At 60.7% G+C, this 16,533-nt stretch carries 19 protein-coding genes; 16 read left to right on the plus strand and 3 right to left on the minus strand.

The genetic code is table 11. The annotated features are described in order from the left end of the window. Positions 1-60 precede the first annotated feature (60 nt). The 3 genes from J2X71_RS07165 to J2X71_RS07175 all read left to right on the plus strand — a co-directional run bounded on the left by J2X71_RS07165 (position 61) and on the right by J2X71_RS07175 (position 1,969). Positions 61-996 carry a pirin family protein gene (locus J2X71_RS07165; protein WP_310380526.1) on the plus strand — a complete coding sequence of 312 codons (936 nt, stop codon included), beginning with the start codon at positions 61-63 and terminating at the stop codon, positions 994-996. A gap of 62 nt (positions 997-1,058) precedes the next feature. Further along, complete coding sequence (locus tag J2X71_RS07170) at positions 1,059-1,268, plus strand: GNAT family N-acetyltransferase (RefSeq protein ID WP_310380528.1); 210 nt, start codon at positions 1,059-1,061, stop codon at positions 1,266-1,268. A gap of 359 nt (positions 1,269-1,627) precedes the next feature. Further along, positions 1,628-1,969 carry a hypothetical protein gene (locus J2X71_RS07175; protein ID WP_310380530.1) on the plus strand — a complete coding sequence of 114 codons (342 nt, stop codon included), beginning with the start codon at positions 1,628-1,630 and terminating at the stop codon, positions 1,967-1,969. Positions 1,970-2,162: 193 nt separating this feature from the next. Here the strand turns inward: J2X71_RS07175 and J2X71_RS07180 are convergent, their stop codons facing one another. Further along, entirely contained in the window at positions 2,163-3,074 is a 912-nt protein-coding gene (locus J2X71_RS07180; RefSeq protein WP_310380532.1) for a LysR family transcriptional regulator, read from the minus strand. 251 nt (positions 3,075-3,325) lie between these two features. Here J2X71_RS07180 and J2X71_RS07185 point away from each other — a divergent pair, with 251 nt between their 5' ends. The 3 genes from J2X71_RS07185 to J2X71_RS07195 all read left to right on the plus strand — a co-directional run bounded on the left by J2X71_RS07185 (position 3,326) and on the right by J2X71_RS07195 (position 7,213). After that, a complete protein-coding gene (locus J2X71_RS07185) occupies positions 3,326-5,131 on the plus strand; it encodes an amidohydrolase (RefSeq protein ID WP_310380534.1) in 1,806 nt (601 codons plus the stop codon). A 219-nt stretch (positions 5,132-5,350) separates the two neighbouring features. After that, positions 5,351-5,536: a VOC family protein gene (locus tag J2X71_RS07190; protein WP_310380536.1), complete on the plus strand. Its 186-nt coding sequence runs from the start codon at positions 5,351-5,353 to the stop codon at positions 5,534-5,536. A gap of 198 nt (positions 5,537-5,734) precedes the next feature. Continuing rightward, on the plus strand, positions 5,735-7,213 hold the full coding sequence (locus J2X71_RS07195) for an alginate export family protein (protein WP_310380538.1): 1,479 nt from the start codon (positions 5,735-5,737) through the stop codon (positions 7,211-7,213). Positions 7,214-7,305: 92 nt separating this feature from the next. Here the strand turns inward: J2X71_RS07195 and J2X71_RS07200 are convergent, their stop codons facing one another. Beyond that, a complete protein-coding gene (locus J2X71_RS07200; protein WP_310380540.1) occupies positions 7,306-8,244 on the minus strand; it encodes a sugar-binding transcriptional regulator in 939 nt (312 codons plus the stop codon). Between the two features lie 83 nt (positions 8,245-8,327). Between J2X71_RS07200 and J2X71_RS07205 the strand changes: the two genes are divergently transcribed. The 7 genes from J2X71_RS07205 (at position 8,328) to J2X71_RS07235 (ending at position 15,535) form a co-directional block, all read left to right on the plus strand. Next, positions 8,328-9,041, plus strand: a complete 714-nt coding sequence (locus J2X71_RS07205) for an HAD-IA family hydrolase (RefSeq protein ID WP_310380542.1) — start codon at positions 8,328-8,330, stop codon at positions 9,039-9,041. Between the two features lie 170 nt (positions 9,042-9,211). Further along, positions 9,212-10,849 (plus strand): ABC transporter substrate-binding protein, encoded by a 1,638-nt coding sequence (locus J2X71_RS07210; protein ID WP_310380544.1) that lies wholly within the window; start codon positions 9,212-9,214, stop codon positions 10,847-10,849. An 81-nt stretch (positions 10,850-10,930) separates the two neighbouring features. Further along, positions 10,931-11,947, plus strand: a complete 1,017-nt coding sequence (locus J2X71_RS07215; RefSeq protein ID WP_310380546.1) for an ABC transporter ATP-binding protein — start codon at positions 10,931-10,933, stop codon at positions 11,945-11,947. Beyond that, on the plus strand, positions 11,944-12,927 hold the full coding sequence (locus tag J2X71_RS07220; protein ID WP_310380548.1) for an oligopeptide/dipeptide ABC transporter ATP-binding protein: 984 nt from the start codon (positions 11,944-11,946) through the stop codon (positions 12,925-12,927). Before J2X71_RS07215 ends, J2X71_RS07220 begins: the two co-directional genes overlap by 4 nt. 11 nt (positions 12,928-12,938) lie before the next feature. Continuing rightward, entirely contained in the window at positions 12,939-13,868 is a 930-nt protein-coding gene (locus tag J2X71_RS07225) for an ABC transporter permease (RefSeq protein WP_113320742.1), read from the plus strand. An 11-nt stretch (positions 13,869-13,879) separates the two neighbouring features. After that, a complete protein-coding gene (locus J2X71_RS07230; protein ID WP_310380551.1) occupies positions 13,880-14,758 on the plus strand; it encodes an ABC transporter permease in 879 nt (292 codons plus the stop codon). Positions 14,759-14,791: 33 nt separating this feature from the next. Then, positions 14,792-15,535, plus strand: coding sequence for a glycerophosphodiester phosphodiesterase family protein (locus J2X71_RS07235; protein ID WP_310380552.1), 744 nt, complete (start codon positions 14,792-14,794; stop codon positions 15,533-15,535). On the opposite strand, the gene J2X71_RS38080 is transcribed toward J2X71_RS07235, so the two are convergent. Next, positions 15,500-15,631: a hypothetical protein gene (locus tag J2X71_RS38080; RefSeq protein ID WP_405049700.1), complete on the minus strand. Its 132-nt coding sequence runs from the start codon at positions 15,629-15,631 to the stop codon at positions 15,500-15,502. The two genes, J2X71_RS07235 and J2X71_RS38080, sit on opposite strands and share 36 nt — an antisense overlap. 2 nt (positions 15,632-15,633) lie before the next feature. On the opposite strand from J2X71_RS38080, the gene J2X71_RS07240 reads away from it, so the two are divergent. From J2X71_RS07240 to J2X71_RS07250, 3 genes are all read left to right on the plus strand, one after another. Then, positions 15,634-15,765, plus strand: a complete 132-nt coding sequence (locus tag J2X71_RS07240; RefSeq protein WP_310380554.1) for a hypothetical protein — start codon at positions 15,634-15,636, stop codon at positions 15,763-15,765. Between the two features lie 86 nt (positions 15,766-15,851). Continuing rightward, positions 15,852-16,106 carry a type II toxin-antitoxin system Phd/YefM family antitoxin gene (locus J2X71_RS07245; protein WP_310380555.1) on the plus strand — a complete coding sequence of 85 codons (255 nt, stop codon included), beginning with the start codon at positions 15,852-15,854 and terminating at the stop codon, positions 16,104-16,106. Beyond that, positions 16,103-16,525: a type II toxin-antitoxin system VapC family toxin gene (locus tag J2X71_RS07250; RefSeq protein ID WP_310380557.1), complete on the plus strand. Its 423-nt coding sequence runs from the start codon at positions 16,103-16,105 to the stop codon at positions 16,523-16,525. Before J2X71_RS07245 ends, J2X71_RS07250 begins: the two co-directional genes overlap by 4 nt. Positions 16,526-16,533: the final 8 nt, after the last annotated feature.

A 16,533-nucleotide genomic window follows, 5' to 3' on the forward strand; every position in this document is an offset into this window, starting at 1 on the left:
TAGCAGAACGGAACGGCAGCTCGGCGGCGCTAACCCTGCAGGCTGAAGAGGAGAACATGCATGAGTTGGAATCCCGCAATCGCGCCAGCCTGTCCTGAAGATATCGGCTTGGATGCGATCGACACTCTCATCATTCCACGTTCGCGCGACCTTGGTGGCTTTGAAGTTCGGCGCGCCTTGCCTGCACCGAAGCGCCAGATGGTGGGACCTTTCATCTTCTTCGATCAGGTCGGGCCTGCGGAATTCCTGACTGGACAGGGCATCGATGTCAGGCCGCATCCGCATATTGGCCTCGGCACCGTTACTTACCTCTATCGCGGCGAATTTCATCACCGCGACAGCACCGGGGCCGACCAGATCATCCGTCCCGGCGAGTTGAACTGGATGGTTGCCGGGCGAGGTGTTTCCCACTCCGAGCGCACCACAGCGGCGGGTCGAAGCGGGCCACAAAGCTTGCTGGGAATACAGACCTGGGTGGCGCTTCCCGACAGCCACGAAGACACGACGCCCATGTTTGAACATCATGGTAAGAACACGCTTCCGATGATCGAGGATCGCGGTGTCAAGCTGCGGCTTATCCTGGGTAATGCCTACGGCGAGGCCGCTCCCGCAACGATGTTTTCCGATACTTTCTATGCCGATGTTGCACTGGAGGCAGGCGCTCGCCTGCCCTTGCCGGACAATCATGAGGATCGTGGGATCTATATCGTTGAGGGCTCGATCTCGATTGCTGGTCAGGACTTCGAAGCACCGCAGATGATGGTGTTTCGTCCCGGTGACAGGATCACGGTCACCGCCGGCGGCCAAGGTGCAAGGCTGATGGCACTTGGTGGAGCGACACTTTCAGGACCCCGCTACATCTGGTGGAACTTCGTCGCTTCTTCCAAGGAGCGCATCGAAGAGGCCAAGGCCGAGTGGCGCGCCCAGAACTGGGGGAAGGGGCGTTTCGATCTGCCGATTGACGACAGGGATGAGCACATCCCCTTGCCCGAGTAATCTCGGCTGATCGGTTTCAATTGGAAAGACCATCTAATAATGGGGCGAGTCGGCACGTCGAAATGACATACCGCCGAGCGGGTCAAAAGCTGATTATCATCGACTACACAGAAGTCTCTACAGCGCTACGTGGCCGGAAAGTTGGCGAGCGGTTGGTCCGCCAGGCGGTAGAGGATGCCAGGCGGGAGGGCGTCACGATCATCCCGCTTTACCCATTCGCGAAAGCGCAGATCGAACGCCACGCTGAATGGCAGGATGTTTTGAGAAGGTGAGTAAATTCTGCCGAACAACGAAATAGATCCGGCAGAAAGGAATGCTATGCAGAAAAACACCTTTCTGTTCCAAGAGGCGGAACAGGCCCTTCGGGCTGCTGTCGATGGAGCAATCGACCATGCGGCCGAGACCGCAGGGTCCGAACTACGGTCGCTGGGATCACGCATACGACCGCATGAATACTTTGTCGACGCTGTGATGCGAAACTTGTTCCTACCCTTCTGTGGCGCCGTTCCAAAGACAAGCAGGGGCAGTGGCTCGGAGGCTGGATGGGGAATTCTGTATATGGGTCGAGATGTTACGCGTCACAGGGGTGGGACACGCATGTGCAAGCAATTGACTGCTGATGAGGTGAATAATGGCCGAAAATGTCCCTGATCTTACTTTGGCAGAGCGCCAGATCGTCGATGTCATCAGTCGCGCCGACAGGAAGCTGGCTGCCGCAGTCTCGCGCGCCTTGGAGGATGCGACCGAACGAGCTGCCGAGGATATGCGAGCGATCGGGCAGGAAGATGCTGCGCCAGCATTGCAATATTTCGCGGCAGTTGTTCACCAGCGAATGTATTGTCTCATGTGTGGTGCAGACCCGGATACATTCGAAGGGGGAAACCCTGAAACTGCCTACCACGTCATCCGCAACAGCCAGAACATCGCCAGGCATTATTGGTCAGCAGACATTGAGCCTTACCCAGCGAAATAGCGGTGGATCATCCATCGGCATCCATCACCGCGCCATTATTGCATCAGCGGCACCTTTCGTTGCGGATCAACTCGGCACTAAGAGAAAACCATTTCGTGACGTTGGGGAGGAACTGGCCGCGTCCGCGATCGCTGATGCAGGTCAGATTCCTGTATAATCGGGAATCCGCGGCGACCCGTTACCCACATGCTGATCATTCGTCTGGCCTGCCGAGGCCTGCCGCGCCGTCCTTGACGGCCGCGGTTCCGAAACGTTCGATAAGCATTTCAGTGAGGATCCTCACCTTTCGCGAGGGATGCTGGCCGGGCGGCCTTACGACGAACATGCCGGCTGGCGGAATCGGATGACGCGTCATGATTGGCACCAGTGCGCCCGAACGAATATGATCCGCGACAAGCGGTTCTGGCAGGTAGCCGATCCCAATACCGTCTAGAGCGGCAGATACGAGCGATATTCCGTTATCAGCTACGAAGCGTCCCTGGGGACGCACCGTAACTATTTTACCGCCATCCATGAATTGCCACCTCTCGTCGTCTCGCATGACGACTTGATGATCTACGATCTCGTCCGGTGTGACGGGAGCACCGTGAGCTTCTATGTATTCGGGGCTCGCAACCAGAATGCCGAAGATCGATCCGACACGTCGTGCGATTAGGACAGAATCTTGAAGGTGGCCAAGCCGAATAGCGCAGTCAAACCCCTCTCCGACGAGATCTACGAAACGATCGGTATAGGAAGAAAGGACTTGTAGTTGGGGATGTCTGCGCGCCATTTGTGAGAGGATAGGAGCAAAATGTGTTGGGCCAAAAGAAAGCGGCACAGCGACACGTAACCGGCCGCGAAGATCTCCGGAGGGAAGAGTGGCCTCCCTCGCAACTTCAAACTCGCTGCAGATTTTTGCCGCATGCTCGCGAAACGTCGCGCCAGCTTCGGTCAAGGAGGCGCCGCGCGTCGTTCGCGCGAGCAATTGAACGCCCAGGAATTGCTCAAGTCGCGCAAGCCTTCGGCTGACGAGCGATTTGGAAACGCCAAGCCGGCGCGCTGCCTGTGTGACGCGGGTTGCGTCAGCAACCTCCACAAAGGTGCGCAGTTCCTCAATATCCATTGGTGTTTCCTTTTTGGCGACATGGTGTGTCAGTTTGATGGCCTACCGTAGCCGAAATTGCAATGGCACTGTCCACTTGGACGTTTTCACAAGGGTTTTGTCTTCCGACAAGTCGGCCTTCAACGACGGCATGCGAATAAAGTGATGACCTTTCGCGAGCGCTTGGACTCACTTCTTCGCCCATCGCGCGCATCCGCATGGCACCGGCTCCGAATGACCGCATTTCGTAAAATCAGTAGAACGAGGATAAAATGATCAGAAAGATATTCATCGCGTTTGTGACAACTTTTTCTTTCTCTGTAGTTCAGGCACAAACGACGCAGGAACAGCCCGGCGCCGATCTGATCGTTATCAATGCAAAGATCTTCACCGGCAGCCGTGTTCAGCCTGAAGCTTCGGCTTTGGCGGTCAAGAATGGCCGCATTTATTCCGTCGGCTCCGATGTGGACATTCTCGGTCTAAAGAACTCCAACACCGAGATTATTGATGCTCGCCGCCGCACACTCATTCCCGGCATCATTGATGCCCATATCCATGTCCTCAACGATCTGGCCTATAACTACAATGTTCGATGGGATGGCGTGCCGACGCTGCGCCGGGCGTTGACTATGCTGAGCGAGCAGGCCGCACGTACGCCGAAGGGCCAATGGGTCAAAGTGATCGGAGGTTGGTCACCCTACCAATTTGAGGAGAACCGCTTCCCCACGCTGGATGAATTGCGCAGCGCCGTGCCCGATCGCCCCCTGATCGTGCAATATGCCTATAACCAAGCCTTCTTGAACAAGCAGGCGATGGAGGCGCTTGGCGTGGGTACCGATCGGTTCCCAAAGGTGCCGGACACCGAATTCGAAAAGGACAGCCGCGGTTATCCCACTGGTGTGATCCACGGTTATACTTGGTTGTTTCTCGCCCTCGAGAGCATGGTGCCGCAGCCCACGTTCGACGAACAAGTGAGTTCGATGGTCTATAGCATTCACGGTCTGAACCGGTTCGGCGTGACCTCGATCATTGATAACGGCGGTAGGTGGCCCTACCCGGAGGCCCAGGCGAGGGTAGACGTGCTTGCGCGAGACAACCGTCTCAATGTGCGCATGCCCTTTGTGGACTTGCAACTCGGCGACGGCGGACCGGTGAACATGGTGGATCTGGAAATCGAGGCGATCACAAAAACGGCGCCGATAAGTCCAGGACAAAACCTGCATCCCACCCTGGCACATGGCCATGAATATCAAGGTGCCGGGGAGGTTCTGAGCGGGGAAGTGCACGATCATGAGAACTTCGACCGTCCGGCGGTCATCATCGAGCCCGAGAAGATGCGGCGCTTCGTCGAGCAGGATGTGATGAAGCTGGTCCAGCGGCGCATCCCGTTCCGAATGCACGTCAGCTACAACGAGAACATCTCCCCCTTTCTCGACGCGCTGGAGAAGGTGAACAAGACGATCCCGCTCGATGGCCTGAAATGGAGTCTTGAGCACGCTGAGACCATCAGTCCGGAGAACATCGCTCGGGCGAAAAAGCTGGGTGGCGGAATTGCCCTGGACGCCAAAATGGCGCTCCACGGCGATGGCTTCATCAGGACATATGGTCGCGAGAAGGCGTTGGAGACGCCGCGTCTGCGCATGCTCGTCGATAGCGGCATGCCGCTGGCCATGACCACCGATGCATTCCGGGCAGCCACGTTCAACCCTTGGGTTGGTATAAGCTGGATGGTATCTGGCAAGTCTGTGTCCGGATCCGAAATTCTTGCCGAGGACAATCGCCTATCCCGCACCGAGGCGCTGAAACTGTTCACCAATGGCGCAGCGTGGTTCATGAACACAGAATCAGAAATGGGCGTAATCGCTCCCGGATACCTGGCGGATTTTGTTGTGCTCGACAGGGACTACTTCGCCGTGCCGGAAGATCAAATCAGCTCTATATCTTCTGTACTGACTATTATGGACGGAAAGGTAGTGTTTGGTGCACAGGACTACATCGCTCTATCGCCAAAACTGCCCGACATCCTTCCGGCTTGGTCACCCGTAAAATACTTCGGCAGCTATCATGGGGAAAAATGAACCCGGAGGAATGGTTCCCCCTGCTCCACCGACAGTTCCATTGCAGGAGCTCATTGGACCGCGGTTTCGCCGCCCGGCCGTACCCTACCGCGGCGAAAGAACCATCACCTACATTGACGGCGATCGTTCAATACCCCGTCGAAAACAACGCGCGTCAAGGGGTCTGTCGTTATATCGAGGTCCGCATACGGTACCGGTTTACAAGGATCTGGCGACAGCTTGAAGCATGCCAGTTGTCACCACTTCTGCCTGACCGGCGCCGATATCGAAGCCACTGTGGAAGAGCTGCGCCGCCGCAACGTAAAGATCCTCACCGAACCGTTTCAGGTCAACGAGATTAGCCGCAAGATTGCTTTCTTCGCCGATCATTTCGGGAACGTGGTTGAGTTGACCGAAGTCATCTAGCAGCGCAGCCGCGCACGCCCCACGGACGAGCCCAAAACGATTTCACCATAAACGCGCCGGGTGACGGAATCCACCTTCAGCCGGTCGATACGCAACTGGGGTGGCCGTGTGCGCCCCATGCTTCGCCGTGCCAATGGCGGACTGCGTCGACCACCCACGCAGGATGTGGCCACGTGCCGAAGGCTGAAAGGCGAGCAGATGATTGACCAACAGAGATGTTTCACCTCGCTTTTTTCAATGGCGCTCAGCCTTCGGTTCGTATCCATGGTGCGGTCACTCCTGCTTTCGCTTTTCGCCCTTGCATTTGCTCAAGGGGGCTACCGGTCAGCCCTGGCGGCGGATGATTTTTCCTTGAAGCAGAAGAGGCCCTCGATAAAAGCCGACCGTTCGCAGGAGGACTGGTCGCTTCTCGCGGATCCGAAACTGCGGAATGAGCCGTTGGATGGTCTTAAATACATTCCGTTGTTTCCTTCCAATCCCGACAGCTACATCTCGTTAGGGCTCAATCTACGCGAAATCTTCGAAGTCAGTGATGCGCCGGCTTTCGGAACCGTGCCGGCGAATCCCAGAGATTCTTATTGGTTACAGCGTGCGCAGTTTCAGATCGACGTTCACCTGAATGAAAACTGGCAACTGTTTACACAATTCGAGGATGTGCGTGCGTTCGACAAGACTGTGGTCAGCCCTAACGACGCAAACCGATTTGACCTTCGGCTCGCATTCATCGGCTATACGCAGGAGACTGACCTAGGAACCTTCAGGGCAAGGGTCGGCCGCCAAGACTTCGCGTTTGACCTGGAGCGGTTCGTATCGGTGCGCGATGGGCCCAATGTCCGCCAGGCGTTCGATGCCGTCTGGGCCGGGTGGGAGACGGAAGCATGGCGCTTCTATGGTCTGGTCAGCCAGCCGGTTCAGTATCGGGATGACAACCCCTTCGATGATCGATCAAGCGGCGATGCACTGTTCAGCGGCGCCCGCGTTGAGCGGCAACTCTCGCCGACGATCGAGGCCTCCGCCTATTACGCGCTCTATCAGCGCAAGGACGCCACTTTTCTCACCGCGTCGGGTGAGGAGGACAGGCATGTGCTCGATATCCGGTCGGCCGGCAAATATGCCGGTTTCGACTGGGATGCGGAAGCGATGGGACAGGTTGGCCAGGTCGGCTCAGCCGATATTCTGGCCTGGGCCGTCGGTGCGAGGACTGGTTACACCTTCGAGGATGTCCCTTGGTCGCCGCGGATCGGTCTGCAGTTCGACGTGGCGTCCGGCGACCGGGACGCAAGTGATGGCACGCTTGGCACCTTCAACCCGCTGTTTCCGAACGGCTTCTATTTCTCGCTTGGCGGCCATACCGGATATGCTAACCTCATTCACCTCAAGCCGTCGATTACCGTTCAGCCGACAGAAGACCTGACCCTGATGGCCGGGGTCGGACTGCTCTGGCGACAGACAACACAGGACGCTGTCTACACCCTGCCAAGCGTTCCCGTCGCTGGCACGGCGGGTAACGGGCAGGCATGGACCGGAGCTTATGTGCAGGTCAAGGCGGACTACCGCTTCAATCCCAATCTCACGGGGTCGCTGGAGGCTGTTCATTACCAGGTCGGCTCGGCGCTCGAAGCTGAGGGCGGCCGCGACAGCAATTATCTCAGGGCAGAACTGAAGCTGGCCTGGTAACAAAGCCGAAGCTACAGTGTTCGCAGACGAAGGAAATCACCGATTGAAGCGGCGGCCAAGCTTCCTCCCATTACGCAGGCACGCACCTCACCTCATCCGCCCGCCAGCAACGCCCTTGCGCTCTCCTCATCCGTGATCAGCGCGGTTGCGAGTCCGGCGCGTACGGTGGCGGTGAGGATGGCGTGTTTGTGGATGCCGCCCGAGGCGACGATGCGGCAGGGGATTTTGCGGTAGTCGGTGAGGTCGGGGGCTAGCACCTGTGCGTTCAGCGGGTGGGCGACGGGCCGGCCCTCGGCATCGATATAGCGGCCGAGCAGGTCGCCGACGGCGCCGACGGCGATGAGATCACCGACGTCGGTTCCTGCCGGCAGGCCGTAGCGCACCTGCAGGGATTGCCTGGTCACGTCGCCGACGCTCAGGTAGGAAATATCCACTTCGCAGGTCTGGCGGAAGATGCGCTCGAAGACCGATTGCGTGATGATCGCCTCGCGCGATTGCGGGCTCTCCGCATAGATCGGTGCCGCGAAATAGTGACATTGCGCCTTTAGGACCTGCGCGAAGGCGCGCACGATCTCGAACGTGTTGATCTCCGAACCGCGTGTCAGCCCGCCCATCATCGAGCGCAGCTCGATCCCGGGCTCGCTTGCCGGCGTCATGTTGGTGACGGTCTCGCGCAGCGTTGCGCCCCAGCCCACCCCGATAGAACGGGGTTTGCGGGCCTGGATCAGCCGGTCGAGATAGGCGGCCGCGCCGCGGCCGAGCGCCTGGTGCAGAAGCTGCGGATCGGCAGGGGTGGGCACGACGACTGCCGCCTCCAGGCCGAAACGTTCCTGCAGGCGCGATTCCAGCTCCATGCCGGCGGCAAGCGGCGAGGCGAAGCTCACCCTGACGATGCCTTCCTCAAGGGCTGCGGCCAGGAACTCGTTCACCCGGCGACGGGTGAGGTACATGCGCTCGGCGATCTGCGCCTGCGTCAGCCCCTCCACGTGATAGAGCCAGGCCGCCCGGATTTTCAGTTCATGCGATTCCATCAATCCCCATCCAGATGTGCCCTAAACGCCTCGGCGTTACATATTTCACATTGGTGTAACATATGTAACGTAATGCCGTCTGCATGACGATAGAACTTCTGATCTTCGATTGCGACGGCGTATTGATCGACAGCGAGCCGGTGGCGAGCGGCACGCTGGCGCAGGCCCTGCAGCGCGCCGGCGTTCCCTTGAGCCACGCTGAGGTCTACCGTCGCTTCACCGGTCTTTCGGGGGAGGCGGCCGGCCGCCTCTGTCGCGAGGAACTCGGCCTTGCCGATCCGGACCGTGTCTTCGCCGATGCCAAAAGCGCGCTCTACGCGGAATTTTCCCGTTCGCTGCGGCCGATGGCCGGCATGGAAGAGCTGGTGCGGAATGTGAAGCAGCGCAAATGCGTCGCGTCCAACAGCGATATGGAGAGACTGCGCCGCAGCCTCGGTCTTCTGGATCTGTGGACGGAATTTGCCCCGCATATCTACAGCGCCGAGATGGTGGCGAGGCCCAAGCCTGCGCCTGACCTTTTCCTTCTCTGCTCCGAAAATCTCGGCGTGGCGCCGCACCGCTGCCTTGTCATCGACGACAGCGCGCTCGGGATTACGGGTGCCGTGGCGGCCGGCATGGCGGCGATCGGCTTCGTCGATCCGGCCGATCCGCGCAGCGGACGGCACGAGGCGCTGAAGGCGGCAGGCGCTCTGCAAACGGTGGAGGGAGCGGGCGAACTGGCGCGCGCGCTCGAAGCGTTTTCGGCGGGAACCGCCGCTTCGCCCGCAAGCAAACCGGTGGTTCCTGTCGCCGGCTGATTTCGTCGCGCGGGGGCCTTGCCTCACGCGCTGGAACGGCTCTTCGCGGCATCCGCGACGGGCGCCTTTATTGAAAAATTCATGAAGCCGTCAATGCGGCGACATCTAGCTGATTTTAACAACACAGACCACGAGCGGGGGCTCGTCGGTCAAGACAAAAGGAGTTTCCGATGATTTCGATCAATCGACGCGGCGCGCTCGGCCTTATCGGCGCCGCCACCGCCGGCACGCTCGTTCTGCCGCGCCTCGCTTTCAGCCAGGGCAAGCGCCCGTCCATCACCATCGCGGTGCAGAAGATCACCAACAACAACTCGCTCGACGTCTACCACGAGCAGTCCAACGTCGGCGAGCGCATCTTCTTCCCCAACCTCTGGGAAGGCCTGATCCTGCGTGACTGGATGGGCAATCAGGGTCCGGTTCCGGGTCTTGCCACCGAGTGGAAGCGTATCGACGACAAGACGCTCGAGCTGAAGCTGCGCCAGGGCGTCAAGTTCCACAACGGCGATGAAATGACCGCCGAGGACGTCGCTTTCTCCTTCTCCAAGGAACGCGTGTTCGGTAACACGGAGCCCGCCGGCGGCAAGACTATTTTCGAAGCCGACCACAAGCCTGCGACCGCCAAGGAACTGCCGGCAACCGTTCCCGGCGTCGGACGTCGCCTGTGGCCGGCGCTCGCCGGCATCGAGATCGTCGATAAGTACACCGTGCGCCTGCACAACACGACGCCCGACGTGACGCTGGAAGGGCGCCTCTATTCCGGCGGCAGCCAGATCACCAACCGCCGCGCCTGGGATGAGGCGGCAAGCTTCACCGAATGGTCGCGCAAGCCGATCACGACGGGTCCTTACATGGTCGGCGAGTACAAGCCGGACGTTTCGCTGACCCTCGTTGCCTTCGACGAATATTGGGGCGGCCGCCCGCCGCTCCAGCAGATCCGCTTCGTGGAAGTTCCGGAAGTCGCCTCGCGCGTCAACGGCCTCTTGTCTGGCGAATACGACTTCGCCTGCGACCTGCCGCCGGACCAGATCGCCGCCGTTCAGGCCGCTCCGGGCTACGAGATCCAGAACTCGACGATCTGGAACCACCGCATTTCGGTCTTCAACACCCAGAACGAGATCCTCGCCAACCCGCTGGTTCGCCGTGCGATGACCCATGCCATCGACCGCCAGGCGATCGTCGATGCGCTCTGGGCCGGCAAGACGGTCATCCCGGCCGGCCTGCAGTTCGAATCCTTCCGCAACAGCGACATGTTCATCGATGGCTGGGCACCCCCGGCATTCGATCCGGCGCTCGCCAGGGACCTCCTGAAGCAGGCCAATTACAAGGGCGATGCGATCCCCTACCGCCTGCTCAACAACTACTACACGAACCAGACGGCCAACGGCCAGATCATGGTCGAGATGTGGAAGCAGGTCGGCCTCAACGTCGAGATCGAGATGAAGGAGAACTGGGCGCAGATCCACGATCCCCAGGGCATCAAGGGCGTGCGCGACTGGTCGGCTGGCAACTCGATCAACGACCCGATCACGCCGATGGTCGTGCAATTCGGTCCGAACGGCGAAGTGCAGCAGAAGAAGGACTGGACGAACGCAGAGATGAACAAGCTCGCCGTCGTCATGGAAACCTCCACCGACCGGGCGCAGCGCAAGAAGGCCATCGCCCGCATGCTGGAAATCGCCGAGCGCGAAGACCCGGTCTATCAGGTCCTCCACCAGAATGCCGTCTTCACCGGCATGAAGTCGTCGCTGAAGTGGAAGGCCGCTCCGGCCTTCGCCATGGACTTCCGCGCCACCAACTGGTCGATCTGATCGGTCCGTCACTTCGGTCTCCGGCGGCTAAAGCGCTGCCGGAGATCCTCTTCTTGCGGCAACAAAGAGCGGGGATGAAAGATGGCCACGACCGGCTCCAATCTCGTGGAACTGCGTGACCTGGCGGTCGCCTTCGACGGGGTGCAGGTTCTCCACGGCATCGATCTCGATGTCGCCAGAGGCGAGGCGCTCGGCCTCGTCGGCGAATCCGGCTGCGGCAAGTCGGTCACGTGGCTTGCGGCCCTCGGCCTGCTGCCCGGCAAGGCGGGCGTTTCCGGCTCGGTGCAAATCGAAGGCCGCGAACTCATCGGCGGATCGCGCACGGTGCTCGAAAGCGTGCGCGGTAGCCGCATCGCCATGATCTTCCAGGATCCGTCCAGCTCGCTCAACCCGGTGCTGCGCATCGGCCGGCAGATCGCGGAAGCGCTGTGGGTCCATCGTGGGCTCGGCGGCGAGGCGGCAAAGGCCGAGGCGCTGCGGCTGATCGATATGGTCGGCATTCCCGATTCGCGCCGCCGCTTCGATCTCTATCCGCACGAGTTTTCCGGCGGCCAGTGCCAGCGCCTGATGATCGCCATGGCGCTCGCCGGTCAGCCCGATCTTTTGATTGCCGACGAACCGACCACCGCGCTCGATGCGACGATCCAGGCGCAGATCCTCGATCTCTTGATCGGCCTGCGTGCCGAAACCGGCATGGCGACCGTTTTCATCAGCCATGATCTCGGCGCAGTCAGCCAAGTCTGCGAGCGCGTCTGCGTCATGTATGCCGGACGCATCGTGGAGGAGGGCAGTGTCGAACAGCTCTTCTCCGAGCCGCGCCACCCCTATACGCGCGGCCTGTTCGATGCCATTCCGCGCCTCGACGGCACCCGCGAACGGCTGATCCCCATTCCCGGCACCGTTCCCAATCCGAAACATCTGCCGGAGGGCTGTTCCTTCTCGCCGCGCTGTCCGCGCGCCGTCGAGGCCTGTCGCAGCGAGCGCCCGCCGCTCGTTTCCCTCGATGGCGGCCGCAAGCTCGCCTGCACGCGCCCGGTGCCCGTCGCGGGTGCCGTCGAGACCCGGTCGTCCCGTATCGCCGAAGGCCTGCTGCAATGACGCCGCTCATCGAAGTCCACGATCTCGTCCGCATTTATCAGATCCGTCGCGGCCTCTTCGGCCGCCCGACGCCGGTGCGCGCCGTCGACGGCGTTTCGCTCTCGGTCATGCCGGGCGAAACACTCGGCATCGTCGGCGAATCCGGCTCCGGCAAATCGACGCTTGGGCGCATGCTGCTCGGCATAGATGACGCACAGCAAGGAAGTGTGCGCTTCCAGGGGCAGCCGATGCCGGCGCGCCATACCGCGGAATGGCGGGCACTGCGCGCCAAGATGCAGCTCGTCTTCCAGGACCCGCTCGCAGCGCTCGACCGCCGCGTAACGATTGCGAAGCAGATCGCCGAGCCGCTTGATATCCACAAGCTCATTCCTAGGGAGCATCAGGGGTCGCGCGTGACGGAACTGATGCGGGCCGTCGGCCTACGCGATGACCAGGCCGACCGCTATCCCCACGAACTTTCGGGCGGCCAGCGCCAGCGCGCCGTGATCGCCCGGGCGCTGGCTTCGCGGCCAAAACTGCTCGTCTGCGACGAGCCGGTTTCGGCGCTCGACGTCTCCATCCAGGCGCAGGTGGTCAACATGATGCGCGACCTGCAGGAAAAGAACCGCATTGCCATGGTCTTCATCAGCCACGACCTGAAGGTGGTGCGCAACATCGCCGACCGTGTCGCGGTCATGTATCTCGGCCGCATCGTCGAGGAGGCTTCTTCCGACGTCATCTTCCGTGCCCCGCAGCATCCCTACACGAAGGCGCTGGTATCCAGCGTACCCATTCCCGGCAAGCCGCTGGAAGGCCGCGTCATCCTGCAGGGCGAGCCGCCGAACCCGGCCAAGCGCCCCTCTGGCTGCGCCTTCCATCCGCGCTGTCCGCTGGCCCGCGACATCTGCCGTTCCGTCGTGCCGGAGCTCCAAGGGATCGGCGAGTACCGCACCGCCGCCTGCCATGTCGTGGCGGGCGAGACCACGCCGGTGGCGGCATAGGGGAGGGTTCCATGATCCGTTTTGTTCTCGTCCGCCTGTTCCGTGCGATGGTGACCATCATGGCGGTCGTCACCTTCGCCTTCGTGGTCCTGCGCATGTCGGGCGATCCCGCCATGGTGATGCTCGGGCCTGACGTGCCGCGGGAGGCGGTCGATGCCTTCCGCAAGGCATGGGGCCTCGACCAGCCGCTCTGGATCCAATATCTCGCCTATATCAAGTCGATATTCACCGGTGATTTCGGCGTCTCGATGCGTGACAAGGCATCCGCAATCCAGCTGGTGCTGGAACGTGTGCCGGCGACACTGCAGCTGACGGTGCCGGCCCTCATTTTGAAGCTCGTCTTCGGCATTCCGGCCGGCGTCTACGCGGCGCTGCACCGGCAAAGCTTCTCCGATCGCGGCGTCATCCTGCTAGCCGTCCTCGGCTTCACCATTCCCTCTTTCGTCATGGGATTGCTGCTCGTGCTGCTCTTCTCGGTCATCCTCGGCTGGCTGCCCTCGGGCGGGCAGGATACCTGGGTGCACGGCATTCTGCCGACGCTGACCATGAGCATCGGCGGCATCGGCATCCTCGCCCGCTTTTCGCGCAGTGCCATGATCGAGGTGATGGGCCAGCCCTATATTCGCACCGCCTCGGCCAAGGGGCTGACATGGCGCGACGTGGTCTGGAACCACGCATTGCCCAATGCGGCGGTGCCGATCGTCACGATCGTCGGCTTCATGGTCGGCTCGCTGATAGCAGGCGCAGTCGTGGTGGAATCGATCTTTTCCTGGCCCGGCATCGGCCGCCTGCTGGTGGTCTCCGTCAGCAATCGCGACCTCGCCGTCGTTCAATGCATCCTGCTGATCATCGCCGCCGTCATGGTCCTGTCGAACCTCGTCGTCGACCTGCTCTACGGCTGGCTCGATCCGCGCCTTCGCTCGCACGCGGCCGGACATTGAGGAGAAAGCCGATGGCAACTGTCGATCTCGCTGGTACGCCGGCTTCCGGAAAGCCGAACCGCCTCGTCTCCTTCCTGCGCCGCAACGTGCCGCTTTCGGTGGTGGTCTGCCTGCTGTGGCTTGCGGCAATGGTGCTGACCGCCATTTTCGCCGATACCATCCGCCCGTTCAACATCACGGCCATGGATCTCAGCAGCCGGCTTTCGGCGCCGGGCGGGCTCAAGCATCTGCTTGGCACGGACGAACTCGGCCGCGACGTGCTTTCGCGCCTCATCCAGTCGATCCGCGTCTCGCTCGTCATCGCCTTCGGCGCGACGATCCTGTCGGCACTCTTCGGCACGCTGCTCGGGTTCCTGGCGGCGCAGCTGCGCGGCTTTGTAGAGCATCTGGTCCTGATGTTCGCCGATTTCCAGGCGGCACTTCCCTTCCTCATCATGTCACTCGCGGTTCTCGCCTTCTTCGGCTCCTCTATGCTGCTGCTCGTCTGCCTCATGGGTTTCTACGGCTGGGAGCGCTATGCGCGCATCGCCCGCGGCCTCGCCATTGCCGCCGGCGCGCAGGGTTATGCGGCGGCGGTGGTGCAGCTTGGTGCCACACCTTCGCGCGTCTACCTGCATCATATCCTGCCGAACGTCGCCTCGACGCTGATCGTTTCCATGACCCTCACTTTCCCGGAAATCATCCTGATGGAAAGCGGGCTCTCCTTCCTTGGCCTCGGCGTGCAGCCGCCAGAAACCAGCCTCGGCAACATGGTGGGCTTCGGGCGCGAATATCTGACGCGCGCGCCCTGGATCATGCTGGCGCCCGCCGCCGTCATCATGCTGACGACGCTTTCGATCTCGCTCGTCGGCGACTGGCTGCGCGACAAGCTCGACCCGACGATCCGCTAACGCTTATGAAATCAACAGGTTGAAGGATATTTCATGACGCTTATCACCGGCCACCGCGGCGCCCGCAACCTCTGGCCCGAAAACTCGCTCGCCGGCTTCCGCAACGCGACCGCGCTCGGGGTCGACGCCATCGAATTCGACGTGCACCTGACGCGCTCGGGCGAACTCGTCGTCATCCACGACGCGACGCTGGAACGCACCGCCGAAGGTGTTGGCCCGGTCCAGGACCTGTCGGTGGAAGCCCGCAAGTCCGTCAGGTTGAAAGGCACGGACGAGGCCATTCCGACGCTCGGCGATGTGCTCGACGTGCTTGCCGTCAACAAGGGCATCGACCTACATGTCGAGATCAAGATCGACGAGACCGGTACTCCCTATCCTGACATTGCCGCGCGCGTCGCAGCCGAGCTTTTTCGCTTCGGTGTCAGCGAACGTTCCTACCTGACCTCCTTCGATACGTCGGTGCTGGAGGAGTGCCGTCTTCAGGCGCCTGATGTTTCCCGCCTAGTCTCCGTCAACGCCGCCTGGGCCGAGAAGCAGGGCGGGCTCGCCGCCTTCATCGACCGCCTGAACGGGCTGGTGGAGATCGTTGCCATTCATCACGAGCTGATGGAAGCCGAATGGGACTTGATCCGCAGCCGGCTGCCGCTCGACCGCCTCTGTGTCTGGACCCTCAACGACGAACCCGGCATCCGCCACTGGCTGGAGCGCGGCATCGGCAGCTTGACCTCGGACAGCCCGGATCTAGCGCTGAAACTGCGCGCCGGCATTGCTGCGTGAGCTATGGCTTTGCCTCTTCGCCCCAGCGGCCCATTGAGGCCTGAAGCCGGCGGCAAGCTGGGCGTCGAACTCTGCCTGGTATTCGCTCGCGGTCAGACGTGGCGACCGATCTCGAAAAAGCGCTCGACCAGATCAACGACGGCCACGTTATCGAACTGCCGCAGCCTCGCCAGCGCGCTGGTTTTTCGTCGACGAAGTTCTTCCTTTGGCACTCAATTGAAGAACGCTGATTCGAATTGGTTCAGAGCGTTGTTAGATCTTGCTTCACTGCAAATGATACCTTATATGTAGGTACGTTCCTACATGGAGGCATTCTATGAGCTTAACGAGTTTATCTAGTCGGGAGCTGAACCACGATGTCAGCAGGGCAAAGAAGGCCGCCAAAAACGGACCTGTAGTTATCACCGATCGCGGGAAGCCGTCCCATGTGTTGATGACCTACAGCGAGTTCGAGCGCCTGACTGGTAAGCGCCGCAATCTGGTCGATGCGCTTTCAATGCCTGGTTTGTCATCCATTGATTTCGATCTACCTCGAGCCGAAATCGCGCCTCGCGGGATCGATCTGTCTTGAAGCATCTGCTGGATACAAATGTCGTCTCGGAGTTGCGCAAAGTTGGCGACGGGAAAGCCGATCCGAATGTCACGAAGTGGGTGGGTGCGCAAGACTCCAACGACCTGTTCATTTCCGCGATTACGATCCTAGAACTTGAGCGTGGGATACTAGGCATCCAGCGTCGCGACGCTGACCAGGGTTCTCGCTTGCGGCGATGGATGGATGGCCGGGTTCGCCCTGAATTTGCTGAGCGAATACTGCCAATCGATGACGCGGTAGCTACGCGTTGTGCCCATCTACATATTCCAGACCGCCGCAACAAGGCTGATGCTTTGATAGCGGCTACTGCGCTGGTTCATGGATTAACTGTGGTCACACGGAATGTTCAGGATTTCGGTGGCACAAACTTGATCATAATCGATCCATGGCTGGACTGAAATCGGCG

It is taken from the genome of Rhizobium sp. 1399 (assembly GCF_031455475.1).
Lineage (GTDB): Bacteria > Pseudomonadota > Alphaproteobacteria > Rhizobiales > Rhizobiaceae > Rhizobium.